Below are 15,006 nucleotides of genomic sequence, written 5' to 3'. Positions count from 1 at the left end.
CCTTATATATATAGTTATTTTGGGGCTGTAACCTGCCATTACCAAACTGCGTCATATCCTCAGACATGCAAACGGGGCTTTCAGATAATGATATCATCCACCAGGTACGCCAGGGTGACCAGCAGGCGTTTTCGCAGCTGGTGTCAAAGTACCAGAACTATGTATTTACCATAGTTCTGCGCTACCTTTCCAGCCGCGAGGATGCGGAAGAAGTGGCACAGGATGTGTTTGTCAAAGCTTACCGGAGCCTGGGTGATTTCAGGGGCGAGAGCAAATTCAGCACCTGGCTGTACACCATCACCACCACCAGTTGCATTACTTTCCTGCGCAGGAAAAAGCTGGAAGTACATTCGCTGGACAATGAAAAGGTCCTGGCACATGCAGAAAACATTGATGGCGGGATGAGGGCCAACCAGGTGGAGCAGAAATCCAGGATCGCTATGGTCAACCAGGCCATCGCCATGTTATCGGCCGACGACGCCCAGGTGATTACCCTGTTTTACAAGGGCGAACAGAGCCTGGATGAAATCGCGCATATACTGGGACAGGAAACGAATACGGTTAAAGTGAGATTGCATCGTGCAAGGCAAAGACTGAAAGAAAAAATGGAAAAACATTTCATGGCCGAGGTCCGGGATCTGGCCATGTAACAACAAATTACAATAATATTATATGGACGCGCAACACAATATCGAACCCCGGCTCTGGGAATATATCGATGGGTTATCCACCGCTGAGGAGCGCAGGTTCATAGAGAACCTGATCGCCACCAACGCCGAATGGCGCAGTAAATACAAAGAGCTGCTGCAGTTCAATGAAAGCCTGGGGCAAACCATCGAGCTGGAAGAGCCCTCCATGCGTTTTACCCGCAATGTTATGGAAGCCATCGCCGCCCAGCACATTGCTCCGGCCGCGAAAACCTATATCAATAAAAAGATCATTTTTGGTATCGGTGGCTTTATGGTGTCGCTCATATTGGGTATGATCATTTACGCCCTTGCACAGATCAACTGGAAATCGGGAACGGGAAGCCGCGGCGGATTTGACCTCAGCAAAGTGGATTTCAGCGGCCTCTGGAACAACAATTACCTCAATGCCTTTATGATCATCAACGTGGTGCTTGGCCTGATGTTGCTTGACAGGTATCTTTCCTTCCAGAAAAAGGATTGGAAAAAAATTTGAACAAACGGTTGCATGTAGCGGGGCTCAATACAAAATCCTAAGTTAGTTGCAGATTCCGGCTGAACGGAAACATCTGCATGGCAACATCAATTTTATCTGCATTTATTGAAGAGACCGAAGACCTGAAAAGTGAATCATTCGGATCGGGACTAATCAATTCCACCTGGAGGGTTACAGGAAATCATTCCGATTATATACTTCAGAAAATAAACCAGGAGGTATTCAGGGATCCTTCAAAGATCGCAGCCAATGTAAGGATCATTGCCGACTACCTCCGCAAGAATCACCCCGATTACCTTTTTGTTGAACCCATACAGACCAGGTCGAAGCAAGACCTGGCCTATTTCAAAGGGGACGGATACTATCGCCTCACACCTTTTGTCAAGGGCTCACATACAATAGATGTGGTCAGTACCGCTTCTGAAGCCTATGAGGCCTCGCGGCAGTTCGGCAGGTTTACCGCCTTGCTTGATGGACTGGACCTCTCGCTCCTGAACGTCACCATTCCCGATTTCCATAACCTCAGCCTGAGGTTTGAACAATTCCGCGAATCGCTTTCAAAAGGCAACCAGACGCGGATTTTCGCGGCTGAACCACAGGTGGCTTTCATCATGGATCATGCCGATATTGTGCGGGAATTTGATATTATAAGAAAGAACCCCGATTTTAAACTGCGGGTGATGCACCATGACACCAAGATCAGCAATGTACTCCTGGATGAGCAAAACAGGGGACTTTGCGTTATTGATCTCGACACCGTAATGCCGGGCTATTTCATCAGCGACGTAGGGGATATGATAAGAACCTATCTTTCACCTGCGAGCGAAGAGGAAAATGACCTAAGCCGCATCAGGCTCAGGGAAGATATTTTTGAAGCCATCGTTAAAGGCTACCTGTCAGAAATGTATGACGTTTTAAGTGATGCAGAGAAATCGGCATTTGTATATGCAGGGAAATTCATGGTTTACATGCAGGCCATCCGTTTCCTGGCAGACCATTTCAACAACGATGTATACTATGGCGCCCGCTATCCCGGACATAATTTCAACAGGGCGGTCAACCAGATTGAATTACTGAAGCAAATCCTGGACAGGGAAGAAAACCTTGTAGCCATTCTGAATAAAACCATTCGTAAAGTCATATAAAAAGCAATAACATGAGTTCAAATCGCAGAAACTTTCTGAGAAACATTACGCTCGGTACCGGAGCGCTGGTAACAGGCATTCCGGCATGGGCAAACGAAAATGGGCAGGATGAACCCAACGGTCCATCTGAAAACTCCCCATCCTTTAACATGAGCGGTTATGCGGCACCAAAACTGGACAAAGTAAGAATTGGCTTTGTAGGTCTGGGCATGCGTGGTCCCGGCGCCGTTGAAAGGATGAGCTTCATTGAAGGAGTGGAAATCAAAGCCCTCTGCGATAAATATCCTGACAGGGTGAGTTCTGCACAGAAAATCCTTGAAAAAGCAGGATTACCCAAAGCAAAGGAATATACCGGTGAGGAAGGATGGAAGGCCATGTGCGAAAGCAAGGACCTCGACCTGATTTACATCACTACTCCCTGGGATCTTCATACCCCCATTGCTGTTTTTGCGATGAACAATGGCAAACACGCGGCTACCGAAGTGCCGGCCGCCCTTTCCATTGATGAGTGCTGGCAGCTGGTGGAAACGTCTGAGCGCACCAGGAAGCATTGCATGATGCTGGAAAACTGCTGTTATGATTTCTTTGAACTACTGACACTTAACATGGCGCGCAACGGATTGTTCGGCGAACTGCTCCATGCAGAAGGAGCATATATCCACGACCTGGTAGACCTGAATTTCAGCAAGAAAGGGTATGCCGATATGTGGCGCCTGAAGGAGAATATCAAACACAACGGCAGCCTCTACCCTACCCATGGTCTTGGCCCAGTGGCCCAGTGCCTGAATATCAACCGTGGCGACCAGTTGGAACACCTGGTGTCTATGTCCACCAACGACTTTACCATGCAGCAAAGGGCGCGCGAACTGGCAGCATCGGATGATTTCTTCAAGCCTTATGCCGACCAGAAATACCGTGGCAATATGAACACTACCATGATCCGTTCCACCAAGGGAAAAACGATCATGATCCAGCACGACGTGAGCTCGAAGCGTCCTTACTCCCGGATCCACCTGATAAGCGGTACCAAGGGCATTGCGCAGAAATGGCCTTCTCCCGAAAGGATCGCATTTGGTCACAGTTGGATCAAAGAAGAAGAGTTCAAAGCGCTGGAAGCGAAATATACGCCACCAATTGTGAAGCATATCGGTGAAATCGCCAAAGGTGTGGGCGGACACGGCGGTATGGATTTCATTATGGACTGGCGCCTGATTGATTGCCTGCGAAACGGGTTACCGCTTGACCAGGATGTGTACGATGCAGCTCTCTGGAGCTCTATTGTACCCCTGTCGGAGAAATCCGTCGGCAACCGCAGCCGTACCGTTGACATACCAGATTTCACCCGTGGCAACTGGATCACCAACAAACCGGTGAACCTGACCCTCGACGGTGGTGGCACCACCACAGTACGCAAAAAGCAGGGCTCCAAGCAGCTGTAATTTTTACACGCGTCTGACGCGCGTCTGACGTACGTCAGACGCGCGTCAGACGCGTGTCATTAGCGATCATCACACGGATCAGTACCAGCTTCGATGTGGGTGTATGACTTTTTTCCGCTACACTGCCAATGGGCACCAACACATTGGTCTCTGGAAAATAAGTTGCCGTGCAACCGGCTGGAATGGGATAAGGCACTACTATAAAATGCCTTGCCACTCTTTCGATACCGTCGTGATCATTGTACAGGTCAACCACTGTGCCGTTTTCCAGACCACGGTCGTACATATCCCGCTGGTTCATGAGGATCACCCTGCGTTCATTTCTGATACCCCGGTAACGATCGTCCAATCCGTAAATGGTTGTGTTGAACTGGTCGTGACTGCGAATCGTCATCATCATCAACTCTCCGTCTTTCACCAATACCGGCTCAAACCTGGCAATATTAAAACCGGCCTTCTGGTTGGCAGTATCAAATTTCAATTGCCGGTTGGCGTTGGGCAGATAAAATCCACCGCGTAACCTTACCCGTTTGTTGTAGTCCGCAAAACCGGGTATCGTCTTTTCAATATCCTCCCTAATGAAATCGTAGTGTTCCATGTATCTATCCCAGTTCACTTTCGTGTTATTTCCCAGTACAGTTTTTGCCAGCCTGCACACAATCACCGGTTCGCTGAGCAGATCTGCCGAAACCGGCTTCAGCACACCGCCGGATGCCTGCACCACGCCCATGGAATTTTCGCAACTTACAAACTGTTCATTCCCATTCAAAATATCCCTATCGCTTCGGCCCAGGCAGGGAAGGATCAATGCCTCCTGCCCATGCACCAGGTGGCTGCGGTTTAATTTGGTGGACACATGTACGGTTAGCCGGCACTGCTGCAATGCAGCCGCAGTGTATCGGGTATCGGGTGTTGCAGACAAAAAATTTCCGCCCAGCGCGAAAAACACTTTGGCTTTACCAGCATGCATTGCTTTTATGCTTTCCACCACATTATACCCATGGTGGCGGGGTGGCGAAAACCCGAATTGTTTTTCGATTGCCGCCAGCAGTGACTCCGGTGGTCGTTCATAAATTCCCATCGTCCGATCACCCTGCACATTGCTGTGCCCGCGAACCGGACAGGTCCCCGCTCCTTTTTTCCCTATACTGCCCTTTACCAGTAAAAGGTTCACGATCTCCTTAATGGTATCCACTGCATTTTTATGTTGTGTCAGCCCCATTGCCCAGCAGGCAATGATCCTGGATTTATGCTTTAATACAGATGCGACTTCTTTTATCTGGGCGGGATCAATACCAGCGTAAGCAGCCAGTTCATCGAGGGAAAGCCCTTCGAGATGTTTTTTCCATGCTTCAAATCCTGAAGTATGCTGCTCAATAAAAGGAATATCCAGTACTGTACCAGGCGCCAAGCTTTCTTCCTCCAGCAGCAATTTTCCAATAGCCTGCAGCAGGGGCATATCGCCATTCAGTTTAACCTGGAGAAAAATATCTGTAAGTGAACTGTCAAGGTGTAGAATACCCTTCAATTGCTGAGGGTTGTCAAACCCCATCAAGCCCGCTTCCGGCAAGGGATTGACAGAAATAATAACCGCTCCCCGCCTTTTTGCTTTCTGAAGTGATGTAAGCATTCGCGGATGGTTGGTTCCCGGATTCTGCCCAAGGATGATGATCACTTCCGCCTCTTCAAAATCATCAAGGGTAACAGAACCTTTCCCAATTCCCAGGGATTCTCCCAGGGCTACACCGCTGCTTTCGTGGCAGAGGTTGCTGCAATCGGGCAGGTTATTGGTACCATATTCACGTACAAACAACTGGTATAAAAAAGCGGCTTCATTACTGGTTCTGCCGGAGGTATAAAATACCGCTTCATCCGGTGAGGCCAATTCATTGAGCCTGCTTGCGATGATGGAGAAAGCATCTTCCCAGCTAATCTGCCGGTAATGATCTGCTCCCGCCGGAAGATACATGGGCGCAGCCACACGCCCTTTCCGGCCTATTTCAAAATCAGTCAGGCAGGCCAGTTCATAAACTGAATGGCAGGCAAAAAAATCAGCATCCAGTTTTTTTGCAGTGGCTTCCTCTGCAATGGCCTTGGCACCGTTTTCACAATATTCGGCTATGCCACTCCGTTCGTCATCGGGGTCAGGCCAGGCACAACCAGGGCAATCAAACCCACCATGCTGGTTCAATTCATTCAGGGCCTTTAACCCCCTGACCAGCCCTACTTCAGACAATACCTGTTTAAATCCGGCCACCACGCCGGGCAATCCCGCCGCAACAGTCCTGACCGGTCCCAACTCAAGTCCGGTAAACCTCTCAGGATTTTCCGCACCGGGCACCAATGGTCTTTCTTCTGCCATGATCAACAGGTTTTACCGGGATTAGAATAATTATCACTCTGGTCTTCGAGGGTATTGTCCAGGCAGGCAAAATCTTTCTCCAGCAACAGGAATAAACTTTCCTTTTCGTTCAGTTGCATCTGCGCGGAACAACCCACCAGATCATTGCGTGACCATTCTTCAGCAAAAGAAGTCGGAACAAAAACCGTGATTTTGTTTCCGCAATATGCAGCACTTAATTCATGAATGCCGCCGGAACACTGCAGCGCATATATGAAACGGTTATCCATAAACGAAGTATGTTCTTCCACGCAGCCCTCCCTCCCCAGCCTTTCCACTTCGGATTTTGTAACCCTTATCCTGATTGAATTTCCTTTAATTCTGATTTTCATATCCGGTCAAATTAGATCAGTATTGTATCCTTTTTGCTCCATGGTAAATATTGAACCTGTCCCGCCGCAGGAAGCCAATCAACGTAATATCATATTCCTGTGCTATTTCCAGCGCCAGGCTGGATGGTGCTCCTACTCCGGCAACCATTTGAATACCGGCCAGCGCTGCCTTCTGCAACAATTCGAAGCCCAGTCTGCCACTCAGCAGGAGCAGTTTCCTTTCCAGGGGCAGGCCTCCCTTCAGCAATGTGGCGCCGATCAGTTTATCAAGCGCATTGTGCCGGCCGATGTCTTCACGAATCTCCTCCAGGTTTCCGTTGGCATCAAAAATTGCTGCTGCATGCAATCCGCCTGTGGTTCCAAACAAAGCCTGCTTTTCTTCAAGCCTGTCGGGCAATCCGTACAAGATACCTGAAGGCAACACCCAATTCATTTCGGAAGTAACAGGCCCGGCCAGGGATCGCAATGAATCAATTCCGGCTTTTCCGCAAACCCCGCAACCGGAGCCAAGGTAAAAATTCCGGGTGGCCCCAACCAATTCAGGAATAATATCCTGCTTCAACCTGATCTTTATGGAATTCCTGTCAGTTCCGCCTGTAACCCTTTCTATCGCAGATGGCCCATCTATAATCCCTTCCGAAAAAAGAAAGCCCAATGCCAGTTCTTCATCTGCTCCCGGGGTGCGTAATGTGACTGCAATATTTTTCGTAATCTGTCCGCCGGCGGTACTGTATTCAAGGCTGATCTGCAAAGGCTCTTCCATAGCCAGCTGATCGGTAAGTTCCTGAGTGCCATGCGGCCTTACCCGAATGATACCAACCTGCCTGCTGGCTTCCGGGGCAGTTTTTATGGATGCAGGTTCATTCATGTGCATTTGCTTCTTACCAAATCTACAATTTTAAACAAGGATTAATTTAAAGCCACGTACAACTGCCTGCTGAAATTCACTTCCGCGGCCATAGTGGCCACCGGCAGAAAAACCATTGCTGGGGGTTACACCCTGGCTGGCAGATTGCGATTTCGTATCACATCATTTTGACGACGGCATCCCTTTTGAAGAGGCATTCAGCCACAGTAGCATGCCAGCAACACTGGTGAAGGATGTTGGTTTCAGGAAAAGCCATACAACAGGGAAACCGGTACTGCTCAGCATTTCAGCACTTGATCTTTCCCGGAAACAAAAAGCTGCCTATTATCGCGATGCACCGGAAACACCGGACGAGGTCAAAGCAAGGTGGACGGAACTTCCATTTGATCACCCGGATATCATCATGGCATACACCAATTATATCAGGTGGCTGGCCGGGCAATTCCAGCCGGCATGGATCAATTATGGAGTGGAAAGCAACCTGGCGCTCATTCCGGAAATAAGCTCCTGTCAATACCTGGAATGATCCGCAATGCATTTTTAAAGTAAACTTTTTTCAGGATGGCATCGGGCAAGCCCATACCATACATGCGCCAGAATGCATGGTATTTTTTGTGGTAGGGAAAATATTCATCGGAGGTTTCCAGTACCCGGAAATAGGTAGCGTATTCAGAAGGCACCCAACTGTCTTTTCCAAACAGGATCCTGTCCTGGTGCTTATTAAAAAACGCGGCGGCAGCCCGTGGCTGGCGGCCCAGTTCGGCGATCACTGCCCCGAATTCAATCATCACATTGGGCATGGCCAGCAAAAGACTGTCGAGTTTTCCCAGGTCATTTGCATACCAGCCGAAATGTGCGGCAATGAAAGTAGTGCCCGGATGTTTTTTGAACATACGATGCTGTTCACCAATCAGTGTTTCCCATGGTGCGGGATCGGCAGCAGAACGTTTCCTACGGGGATGGGTATAGAGTTCCAGCAACCTTTCATTATCATTATCCAGTTCATCCCAGAACGGCTCCGGATCGGCTGTATGGATGAGCACCGGAATTTTCAGTTCCCCGCATTTTGCCCAGACCGGGTCAAGTCGGGGATCATCGATGGTCACCCTCTTACCGGCTGCATCATTCACGGAAAAACCGAGATTCTTGAAAATCTTCAATCCATTGGCGCCATTGCGGACATCGGCCTCCAGTTGCTTCACGGTATTTTCTATCCACCCCGCTGTGCCGATACCGGTAAAATTCAGGTTGGCAAAAATGATGAACCGGCCGGGGTATTGGGTTCGGGCATTGGCCACCATCTGCTTCAAGCCATCGCCATTGCCACCGCTCAGGTTTACCATTACTTTCAGGTTTAGCCTGTCCATCTCCGTTACCAGCGATTCAAGGTTCCCGGAGCCCATACGGTACTGGTGGTTGTGCACATCAATAAATGGATAAACCGCCTTTGTGCGCGGGTTCGCCGGTACCACCAGGGTGGAAGCCGGTTCGTATTGCTCAAAATCAATTTTGGGCTGCTGAGCTGTCAGCGAAGAAAATCCTGTCAACAAAAGCGCGATAAAACCTGTAATACGTACTACCATATTTAAAAATTTAAGCGGCAGGTATACTTATCTTGCACACCAAATCAAGTATTATAATCCTATAAATATATGGCAAGAGGGCGGCATTCTCGCGGAACGGAGGTAAAGGAAGACAGGCCAAAGGTCAAAATCAATAAGGAAAACCTGCGGCAGGCACTGGTGTTATTTTCCTATTTAAAGCCTTACCGGGGCAAATTTATCTGGAGTCTTGTATTCATCGGATTATCGGCCTTCACCACCAGTTTGTTTCCGCTGTTCCTGGGTAAGATGATCGATGCAGCAGCACCGGGAGCCAATATCCCTGTGATGCCGGGGGGGCAATCGGGTATACCTTTCAGTGAGCAATTAAAAAATGTGAACTGGGGATTGAACACCACCCTCCTGCTGATCTTCGTACAGTTAACTTTCCAGATGTTTTTCTCCTTCATGCGGGTTTACCTGCTTACTGAAGTAGGTGAGCGATCACTGGCGGGGATGCGCAAAGATGTGTACAGCAGGTTGCTGAGCATGCCTATGAGTTTCCATTCTGAGAAAAGGGTGGGTGAACTGAGTAACCGAATTTCCTCCGATCTGTCGCAGATCCAGGATGCCATCTCTTTTACGCTGGCGGAATTTCTGCGCGGCATATTCACACTCGTAATCGGTCTGTTTTTCATATTCTGGATCAGCACCAAACTTGCCCTCGTTATGCTGGCAGTGGTTCCGGTAATTGCGGTTCTGGCAGTGGTTTTTGGAAAAAAAATCAGGAAGATGTCGCGCCGGGCGCAGGACCAGCTGGCCGAAAGCGGAACCATTGTGCAGGAAACCTTCCAGGGCATCACAGTGGTAAAAGCCTTCACCAGTGAATTCCATGAGATCAGCCGTTACGTGAAAAGCATTTATGATGTGGTGGACACAGCCATTTCGAATGCGCGTTACCGTGGGGCTTTTGTTTCCTTCATGATCTTCAGCGTATTTGGTGCCATCGCCTTTGTGATGTGGTATGGCGCCAACATGATCAGTCACGGTGAACTGACGCTGGGATCCCTGACCATGTTTGTGATCTTCTCGATGTTTGTCGGCGGAACATTTGCCGGCTTCGCGGATATGTTTTCGCAATTGCAGAAAACACTGGGGGCTACTGAAAGCATCCGTGAAATTTTAAGATCGGAAGGTGAACCGATATCCTTAACCCCCGTAAAGGTTGAAGCCGCCTGGCAACTCAAAGGTAATGTCCGATTTGAACATGTGGCATTCAGCTATCCTTCCAGAAAGGATATTCCGGTTTTAAAAGACCTCTCACTTTCGGCAGACAACGGGCAGCAGGTGGCGATCGTTGGGCCCAGCGGCGCAGGCAAAACCACACTGGCATCTATGCTGCTCGGGTTTTACAAACCGGACAAAGGTGAATTGTATTTTGACGACCGTCCGGCAAGTGAATTTCCACTATCCCAACTCCGCAGCCAGATGGCTTTTGTGCCACAGGAAGTTCTGCTCTTCGGCGGAACCATCCGGGAAAATATTGCCTATGGAAAACAGGACGCCACGGATGAGGAAATCATGGAAGCAGCGAAAAAAGCGAATGCTCATGAATTTATTTCTAAATTTCCGGAGCTGTATAATACCATTGTGGGGGAAAGGGGCATCAAACTCAGCGGGGGACAGCGCCAGCGGATCGCCATCGCGAGGGCTATCCTGAAAGACCCGGCAATACTGATCCTCGATGAAGCCACTTCATCACTGGACAGCGAGAGTGAACAGTACGTACAGGAGGCATTGGAATACCTGATGAAAGGCCGCACTTCCTTTGTGATAGCACACCGCTTATCGACCATCCGCAACGCAGATAAGATCGTGGTGATTGACAAAGGAATTGTGATTGAATCCGGCACCCACCAGGAACTAATGAACCATGACGGACTCTACCGTAAACTGAATGAAATGCAATTTGAATTCGGAGTGGTGACCCAATCGCCTGAAACAGGCGCCGAGTAATAAAACATGCCGAAGAAACTGATATTGCTGTTTTGGCTGGAATTGTTGACCATGGCTGTTTTCTGCCAGAACGGCCCGGCAGTCCCCTACCATAATCCTTTATATAAAATCCTTGTGGTAAAAAAGAACATCCCATACAATACGGAGACAACTGCCGGCATCAGGAAAAAATTCCATTTGTTCGACTGGTATGAAGCCCTCAATGACAGCAGCCAATTCAGGCCTCTGGTGATCATGATGCATGGAGGCGGATTCAAACTGGGTCATAAGGGATCTGGCAGCGCTGCCTTTATTGCGAAGGCTTTTGCAAAAGAAGGGTTCGCCTGCGCCTCCATCAATTACAGGCGCTATAACAAAAAGCCATTGGGCTGGTATAAAGAAATGATGGAAGGTTGTTATGCCGCCACGAATTAGGGAAGTTTATCGGCAAAGCTGACAGCAGTTCACTTGACAAATCACACAACCCGGGTAATATTTTTGCCATTGTAAATTTCTGGGGTGCAATTTATGATACAAGCTGGCTAAAGAATACCAGGGTACCCATCATGAATATTCATGGCAGTAAAGACAGGGTGATACCTACTGCAGAGCCTGCAGGTCCGCTATATGGAAGCGGGATCATTCACCGGAATGCCGACGCTCTCCTCATCCCGAATCGCATTTTGATTTTTGAAGGGGTTGGCCATGAGTTACAAAAACATTTCAATCCGCTGGGAGCAGGCACTAAGGCCAGGAAAAGATGGGCTGAAGCTGTTCGGCATGCCGGCATTTTTCTGCGCAGCAGGATTATACCGGCAGATCATTAAAAAAGCCGGCTCCTGCCCGGAACCGGCTTTACAAACAACCAAACTAACAATTTTTATAACATAGTTTCCTGTACTGCGAATTCTGTCTTCGGCAGATCAGTTGCGCTCAGTGCTTTAAAGCCGCCCTGAATATTGACAATATTATTGAAGCCTCTTGCTTTCAGGATGGAACAGGTGATCATAGAGCGATATCCGCCTGCGCAATGAATGAAGTACTTTTTGTCTTTATCAAGCATGCTCATATTCTTGTTGATAAAATCCAGCGGGAAGTTCTCAGCGCCCTGAATGTGCTGGCTTCTGTATTCGCTTTCTTTCCTTGCATCCAGTAAGTGGAGGCCCATATTTCCCTTATAGAGTTTAGCGAAATCTTCGGCAGAAATTTCTTCAATCCTGTCTGTATTGAAACCGGCTTCTTTCCAGGCTTTCAAACCTCCTTTCAGGTAACCGATGGTGTTATCATATCCAACCCTTGAGAGGCGGATCACTGCTTCCTCTTCACGACCTTCATCGGTAACGAGCAGTACCGGTAGTTTCAGGTCCGTGATCAGCGCACCAACCCAGGGAGCAAAATTATCATCCAGGCCAACGAAGATGGATCCGGTAATAAATTCACCGGGGAATACTTCTTTACTGCGGGTGTCAATCACCAATGCGCCTTCATGTTCCCATACCAGCTGAAAGGCTGATGCATCCAATGGCCTTGTACCACTCTTGATCACATCCTCAATACTTGGAATACCGCCTTGTACATTCATCAATACATTGTAGGGGAAATATTGCGGAGGTTCAACCAATCCTTCCGTAACAGCCCTGATAAATTCATCCTTACCCATATCGGCACGCAGGGCATAGTTGAATTGTTTCTGGTGCCCTAGGGTATCAACTGTTTCCTTACTCATATTCTTGCCACAGGCGCTGCCCGCACCATGACCAGGATAAACGATCACATCATCTGAGAGGGGCATGATCTTATTACGGAGTGAATCATACAACTGACCGGCAAGGTATTCAGGTGTAATTTCAGCTTTCACTTTCTGCACCAGGTCCGGACGACCGACATCACCAATAAAGAGGGTATCTCCGGTGAAAATTGCATGTTCCTTTCCATGCTCATCGATCAACAGGTAGGTCGTTGACTCCATGGTATGTCCGGGTGTATGCAGTACCCTGAGTATTACTTTACCCACTTTCAGGTCTTCCCCGTCTTTGGCAATATAGGCTTCATAGCCGGGTTTCGCAGTTGGACCAAATACAATCGTTGCACCTGTTTTTTTACCAAGTTCTATATGACCGCTCACAAAATCAGCATGAAAATGGGTTTCCAGGATATATTTGATCTTTGCCCCGTTTCGTTCTGCCTTCTGGATATAGGGATCCACTTCTCTCAGGGGATCAATGATCACCGCTTCCCCCTCACTTTCAATATAGTAAGCGGCTTCTGCCAGGCATCCGGTATAAATTTGTTCAACTTTCATGGTTTGATTTTTTTTATGTTAAGCAATTCAGTACAATAGAATTTACCCTCGCATCAGGCACATCGTCTCGCAAGTATGATATTACACTTTTTACATGTTGACAAAACAAATTTCCACTACCCCAGTCAGGTAATCTGTGTCTGATGTTACAAAGGCGGCTGAGATTTATCAGGTATCCCGGTGACAAAAATCAGGATGGTGGCAACTACCATACTAAAACCTCATCTGGCACCTTTTTTGTCATGGAACTGTCATCCCAATGAAAAAACTCCTGGTCATATCGCTGATATTCTTACACCTCTTTGGCAATACGGAGTTGAACCAGGTATTCCAGATACGGCAGTTGCTGATTCATTATTACCATCATCTGCAGGTCAGCCGGATTGGCTTTGGGGAATTCATAGCTTTACATTACGGTGCAGGGGACGATATCAAAACGGATGATTCAGAAGAACAGAGCCTGCCCTTCATGCAGATACACCATCACGGATATTCCTATGCCGTTCTGCCGCAAACGGAAAAAATACCGGAAAAAACATCCGGACTGCCGAGCCAGTTAAAATCTATGCCCTTAACCATACTAATTCACAGTTCCACCTTCAGGGGCTCGCCTTTCAAACCCCCTCGTCAAACAGGTACACAATATCTGTAAGTACTATTTTATCAGGGGTCTTAACCCCGGAAAACATTAATTCATCCAAATGAAAAGGAAACCAATCCTTATGGCCGGCATAATGCTGTCCATCACCCTTATCTACATATCCTGTGTGCATGAAGTCCCGGTTCCATCAGACACTGGTGGCAATGGCGGCGGATCAATACCAGTAAGCGGACAACCCTGCAGCAGTGATTCCGTGTATTTTGTAAACGATATCCTGCCCATGCTGGTATCAAGTTGTGCCATGAGTGGCTGTCATGATGCAGCCTCTCATGAAGAAGGGGTAATCCTTACCAGCTATGCCGGCATTATGAAGGAGGTAAAAGCGGGGAACGCAACCAACAGTTCACTCTATAAAGTTATCGTGCGGACCGACGGGGAAAGAATGCCCCCTCCCCCTGCCCCTCCCATGACGGCAGAGCAGATCGCCAAAATCAAAACCTGGATCAACCAGGGTGCCAAAAACAACAGCTGTGACCGTTGCGATACCACCAGCTTCAAATTCAGCACAGCCATCCAACCCCTGATACAGAACAAATGCCAGGGTTGCCACAATCCCAATTCACTGGGAGGCGGCATCGACCTGTCAACCTATGCAGGCATTAAAGCATCGGCACTGAACGGAACGCTATATGGATCGGTCACATGGGCAACGGGATTTACCAAAATGCCCCAGGGCGGATCAAAATTGCCGGATTGTGAAATCAGGCAGATAAAAAAATGGATTGATGCCGGAACACCGAACGACTAAAAATTGAATCATGACAAAGAAAAATATTCTGGCGCTGGTTACCCTCGTTTCAATTACCTGGATCTCCTGTTATTATGACAAGGAAGAGTTATTATATCCCGGCAGTACAGCCTGCGACACCCTTACTGCGATCAGTTATACCAAAAACATCGCACCCCTGTTCCAGCAGTATTGCAATAGCTGTCATGGCGGCAATTCACCATCAGGAGGAATTTCAATGGGTAACTATACAGCGGATAAAGCAATTGCCCTGAATGGCAAACTTTACGGAAGCATTTCCCATTCGAATGGCTACAGCCCTATGCCCCAGGGAATGCCGAAAATGAATACCTGCCAGATAGCAACCATAAAAAAATGGGTCGATTCAGGAGCTCCCAACAACTAATAATAAC

16 protein-coding genes are annotated in these 15,006 nt (G+C 48.2%); 11 read left to right on the top strand and 5 right to left on the bottom strand.

Annotated features, from left to right (window positions below; translation table 11 throughout):
- The first annotated feature begins 65 nt into the window (after positions 1-65).
- The 4 genes from BC349_RS14365 to BC349_RS14350 all read left to right on the top strand — a co-directional run bounded on the left by BC349_RS14365 (position 66) and on the right by BC349_RS14350 (position 3,766).
- A complete protein-coding gene (locus tag BC349_RS14365) occupies positions 66-650 on the top strand; it encodes an RNA polymerase sigma factor (RefSeq protein WP_187257471.1) in 585 nt (194 codons plus the stop codon).
- 22 nt (positions 651-672) lie between these two features.
- Positions 673-1,182, top strand: coding sequence for an anti-sigma factor family protein (locus BC349_RS14360; RefSeq protein WP_187257470.1), 510 nt, complete (start codon positions 673-675; stop codon positions 1,180-1,182).
- Between the two features lie 77 nt (positions 1,183-1,259).
- A complete protein-coding gene (locus BC349_RS14355; protein WP_187257469.1) occupies positions 1,260-2,327 on the top strand; it encodes a phosphotransferase enzyme family protein in 1,068 nt (355 codons plus the stop codon).
- 11 nt (positions 2,328-2,338) lie between these two features.
- A complete protein-coding gene (locus tag BC349_RS14350; protein WP_187257468.1) occupies positions 2,339-3,766 on the top strand; it encodes a Gfo/Idh/MocA family protein in 1,428 nt (475 codons plus the stop codon).
- Between the two features lie 34 nt (positions 3,767-3,800).
- On the opposite strand, the gene BC349_RS14345 is transcribed toward BC349_RS14350, so the two are convergent.
- The 3 genes from BC349_RS14345 to fdhD are packed head-to-tail and all read right to left on the bottom strand — an operon-like array spanning position 3,801 to position 7,367.
- A complete protein-coding gene (locus BC349_RS14345; protein ID WP_187257467.1) occupies positions 3,801-6,128 on the bottom strand; it encodes an FdhF/YdeP family oxidoreductase in 2,328 nt (775 codons plus the stop codon).
- A gap of 2 nt (positions 6,129-6,130) precedes the next feature.
- Positions 6,131-6,499 carry a DUF7009 family protein gene (locus BC349_RS14340; protein WP_187257466.1) on the bottom strand — a complete coding sequence of 123 codons (369 nt, stop codon included), beginning with the start codon at positions 6,497-6,499 and terminating at the stop codon, positions 6,131-6,133.
- A gap of 16 nt (positions 6,500-6,515) precedes the next feature.
- Entirely contained in the window at positions 6,516-7,367 is an 852-nt protein-coding gene (gene fdhD / locus BC349_RS14335) for a formate dehydrogenase accessory sulfurtransferase FdhD (protein ID WP_187257465.1), read from the bottom strand.
- Between the two features lie 211 nt (positions 7,368-7,578).
- Between fdhD and BC349_RS14330 the strand changes: the two genes are divergently transcribed.
- Positions 7,579-7,893, top strand: a complete 315-nt coding sequence (locus BC349_RS14330) for a hypothetical protein (protein ID WP_187257464.1) — start codon at positions 7,579-7,581, stop codon at positions 7,891-7,893.
- Here the strand turns inward: BC349_RS14330 and BC349_RS14325 are convergent.
- Positions 7,856-8,950 carry an amidohydrolase family protein gene (locus BC349_RS14325; RefSeq protein ID WP_187257463.1) on the bottom strand — a complete coding sequence of 365 codons (1,095 nt, stop codon included), beginning with the start codon at positions 8,948-8,950 and terminating at the stop codon, positions 7,856-7,858. The genes BC349_RS14330 and BC349_RS14325 overlap by 38 nt on opposite strands.
- A 69-nt stretch (positions 8,951-9,019) precedes the next feature.
- Between BC349_RS14325 and BC349_RS14320 the strand changes: the two genes are divergently transcribed.
- The 3 genes from BC349_RS14320 to BC349_RS14310 are packed head-to-tail and all read left to right on the top strand — an operon-like array spanning position 9,020 to position 11,730.
- Entirely contained in the window at positions 9,020-10,924 is a 1,905-nt protein-coding gene (locus BC349_RS14320; protein ID WP_187257462.1) for an ABC transporter ATP-binding protein, read from the top strand.
- Between the two features lie 6 nt (positions 10,925-10,930).
- Positions 10,931-11,338 carry an alpha/beta hydrolase family protein gene (locus BC349_RS14315; protein ID WP_187257461.1) on the top strand — a complete coding sequence of 136 codons (408 nt, stop codon included), beginning with the start codon at positions 10,931-10,933 and terminating at the stop codon, positions 11,336-11,338.
- A complete protein-coding gene (locus BC349_RS14310) occupies positions 11,317-11,730 on the top strand; it encodes an alpha/beta fold hydrolase (protein WP_187257460.1) in 414 nt (137 codons plus the stop codon). Before BC349_RS14315 ends, BC349_RS14310 begins: the two co-directional genes overlap by 22 nt.
- A 53-nt stretch (positions 11,731-11,783) precedes the next feature.
- Here BC349_RS14310 and BC349_RS14305 read toward each other — a convergent pair whose 3' ends face one another.
- Positions 11,784-13,205, bottom strand: a complete 1,422-nt coding sequence (locus tag BC349_RS14305; protein ID WP_187257459.1) for an MBL fold metallo-hydrolase — start codon at positions 13,203-13,205, stop codon at positions 11,784-11,786.
- 259 nt (positions 13,206-13,464) lie between these two features.
- On the opposite strand from BC349_RS14305, the gene BC349_RS14300 reads away from it, so the two are divergent.
- From BC349_RS14300 to BC349_RS14290, 3 genes are read left to right on the top strand one after another with little or no spacing between them, the layout of a single operon-like run.
- Positions 13,465-13,857, top strand: a complete 393-nt coding sequence (locus BC349_RS14300) for a hypothetical protein (protein WP_187257458.1) — start codon at positions 13,465-13,467, stop codon at positions 13,855-13,857.
- 49 nt (positions 13,858-13,906) lie between these two features.
- A complete protein-coding gene (locus BC349_RS14295; RefSeq protein WP_187257457.1) occupies positions 13,907-14,614 on the top strand; it encodes a c-type cytochrome in 708 nt (235 codons plus the stop codon).
- 10 nt (positions 14,615-14,624) lie between these two features.
- A complete protein-coding gene (locus tag BC349_RS14290) occupies positions 14,625-14,999 on the top strand; it encodes a c-type cytochrome (protein ID WP_187257456.1) in 375 nt (124 codons plus the stop codon).
- Positions 15,000-15,006 lie beyond the last annotated feature (7 nt).

Origin of the sequence: Flavihumibacter stibioxidans, from assembly GCF_014332695.1 — a bacterium.
GTDB classification, from domain to species: domain Bacteria; phylum Bacteroidota; class Bacteroidia; order Chitinophagales; family Chitinophagaceae; genus Flavihumibacter; species Flavihumibacter stibioxidans.
Note: the sequence above shows the minus strand (reverse complement) of the source record. Positions and strands in the feature narration are given on the sequence as shown.

Bases quoted from the DNA above. Each gene is read 5' to 3' on its own strand.
- BC349_RS14365 (WP_187257471.1), top strand. From the start codon at position 66: ATGCAAACGGGGCTTTCAGATAATGATATCATCCACCAGGTACGCCAG.
- BC349_RS14360 (WP_187257470.1), top strand. From the start codon at position 673: ATGGACGCGCAACACAATATCGAACCCCGGCTCTGGGAATATATCGAT.
- BC349_RS14355 (WP_187257469.1), top strand. From the start codon at position 1,260: ATGGCAACATCAATTTTATCTGCATTTATTGAAGAGACCGAAGACCTG.
- BC349_RS14350 (WP_187257468.1), top strand. From the start codon at position 2,339: ATGAGTTCAAATCGCAGAAACTTTCTGAGAAACATTACGCTCGGTACC.
- BC349_RS14345 (WP_187257467.1), bottom strand. From the start codon at position 6,128: ATGGCAGAAGAAAGACCATTGGTGCCCGGTGCGGAAAATCCTGAGAGG.
- BC349_RS14340 (WP_187257466.1), bottom strand. From the start codon at position 6,499: ATGAAAATCAGAATTAAAGGAAATTCAATCAGGATAAGGGTTACAAAA.
- fdhD (WP_187257465.1), bottom strand. From the start codon at position 7,367: ATGAATGAACCTGCATCCATAAAAACTGCCCCGGAAGCCAGCAGGCAG.
- BC349_RS14330 (WP_187257464.1), top strand. From the start codon at position 7,579: ATGCCAGCAACACTGGTGAAGGATGTTGGTTTCAGGAAAAGCCATACA.
- BC349_RS14325 (WP_187257463.1), bottom strand. From the start codon at position 8,950: ATGGTAGTACGTATTACAGGTTTTATCGCGCTTTTGTTGACAGGATTT.
- BC349_RS14320 (WP_187257462.1), top strand. From the start codon at position 9,020: ATGGCAAGAGGGCGGCATTCTCGCGGAACGGAGGTAAAGGAAGACAGG.
- BC349_RS14315 (WP_187257461.1), top strand. From the start codon at position 10,931: ATGCCGAAGAAACTGATATTGCTGTTTTGGCTGGAATTGTTGACCATG.
- BC349_RS14305 (WP_187257459.1), bottom strand. From the start codon at position 13,205: ATGAAAGTTGAACAAATTTATACCGGATGCCTGGCAGAAGCCGCTTAC.
- BC349_RS14300 (WP_187257458.1), top strand. From the start codon at position 13,465: ATGAAAAAACTCCTGGTCATATCGCTGATATTCTTACACCTCTTTGGC.
- BC349_RS14295 (WP_187257457.1), top strand. From the start codon at position 13,907: ATGAAAAGGAAACCAATCCTTATGGCCGGCATAATGCTGTCCATCACC.
- BC349_RS14290 (WP_187257456.1), top strand. From the start codon at position 14,625: ATGACAAAGAAAAATATTCTGGCGCTGGTTACCCTCGTTTCAATTACC.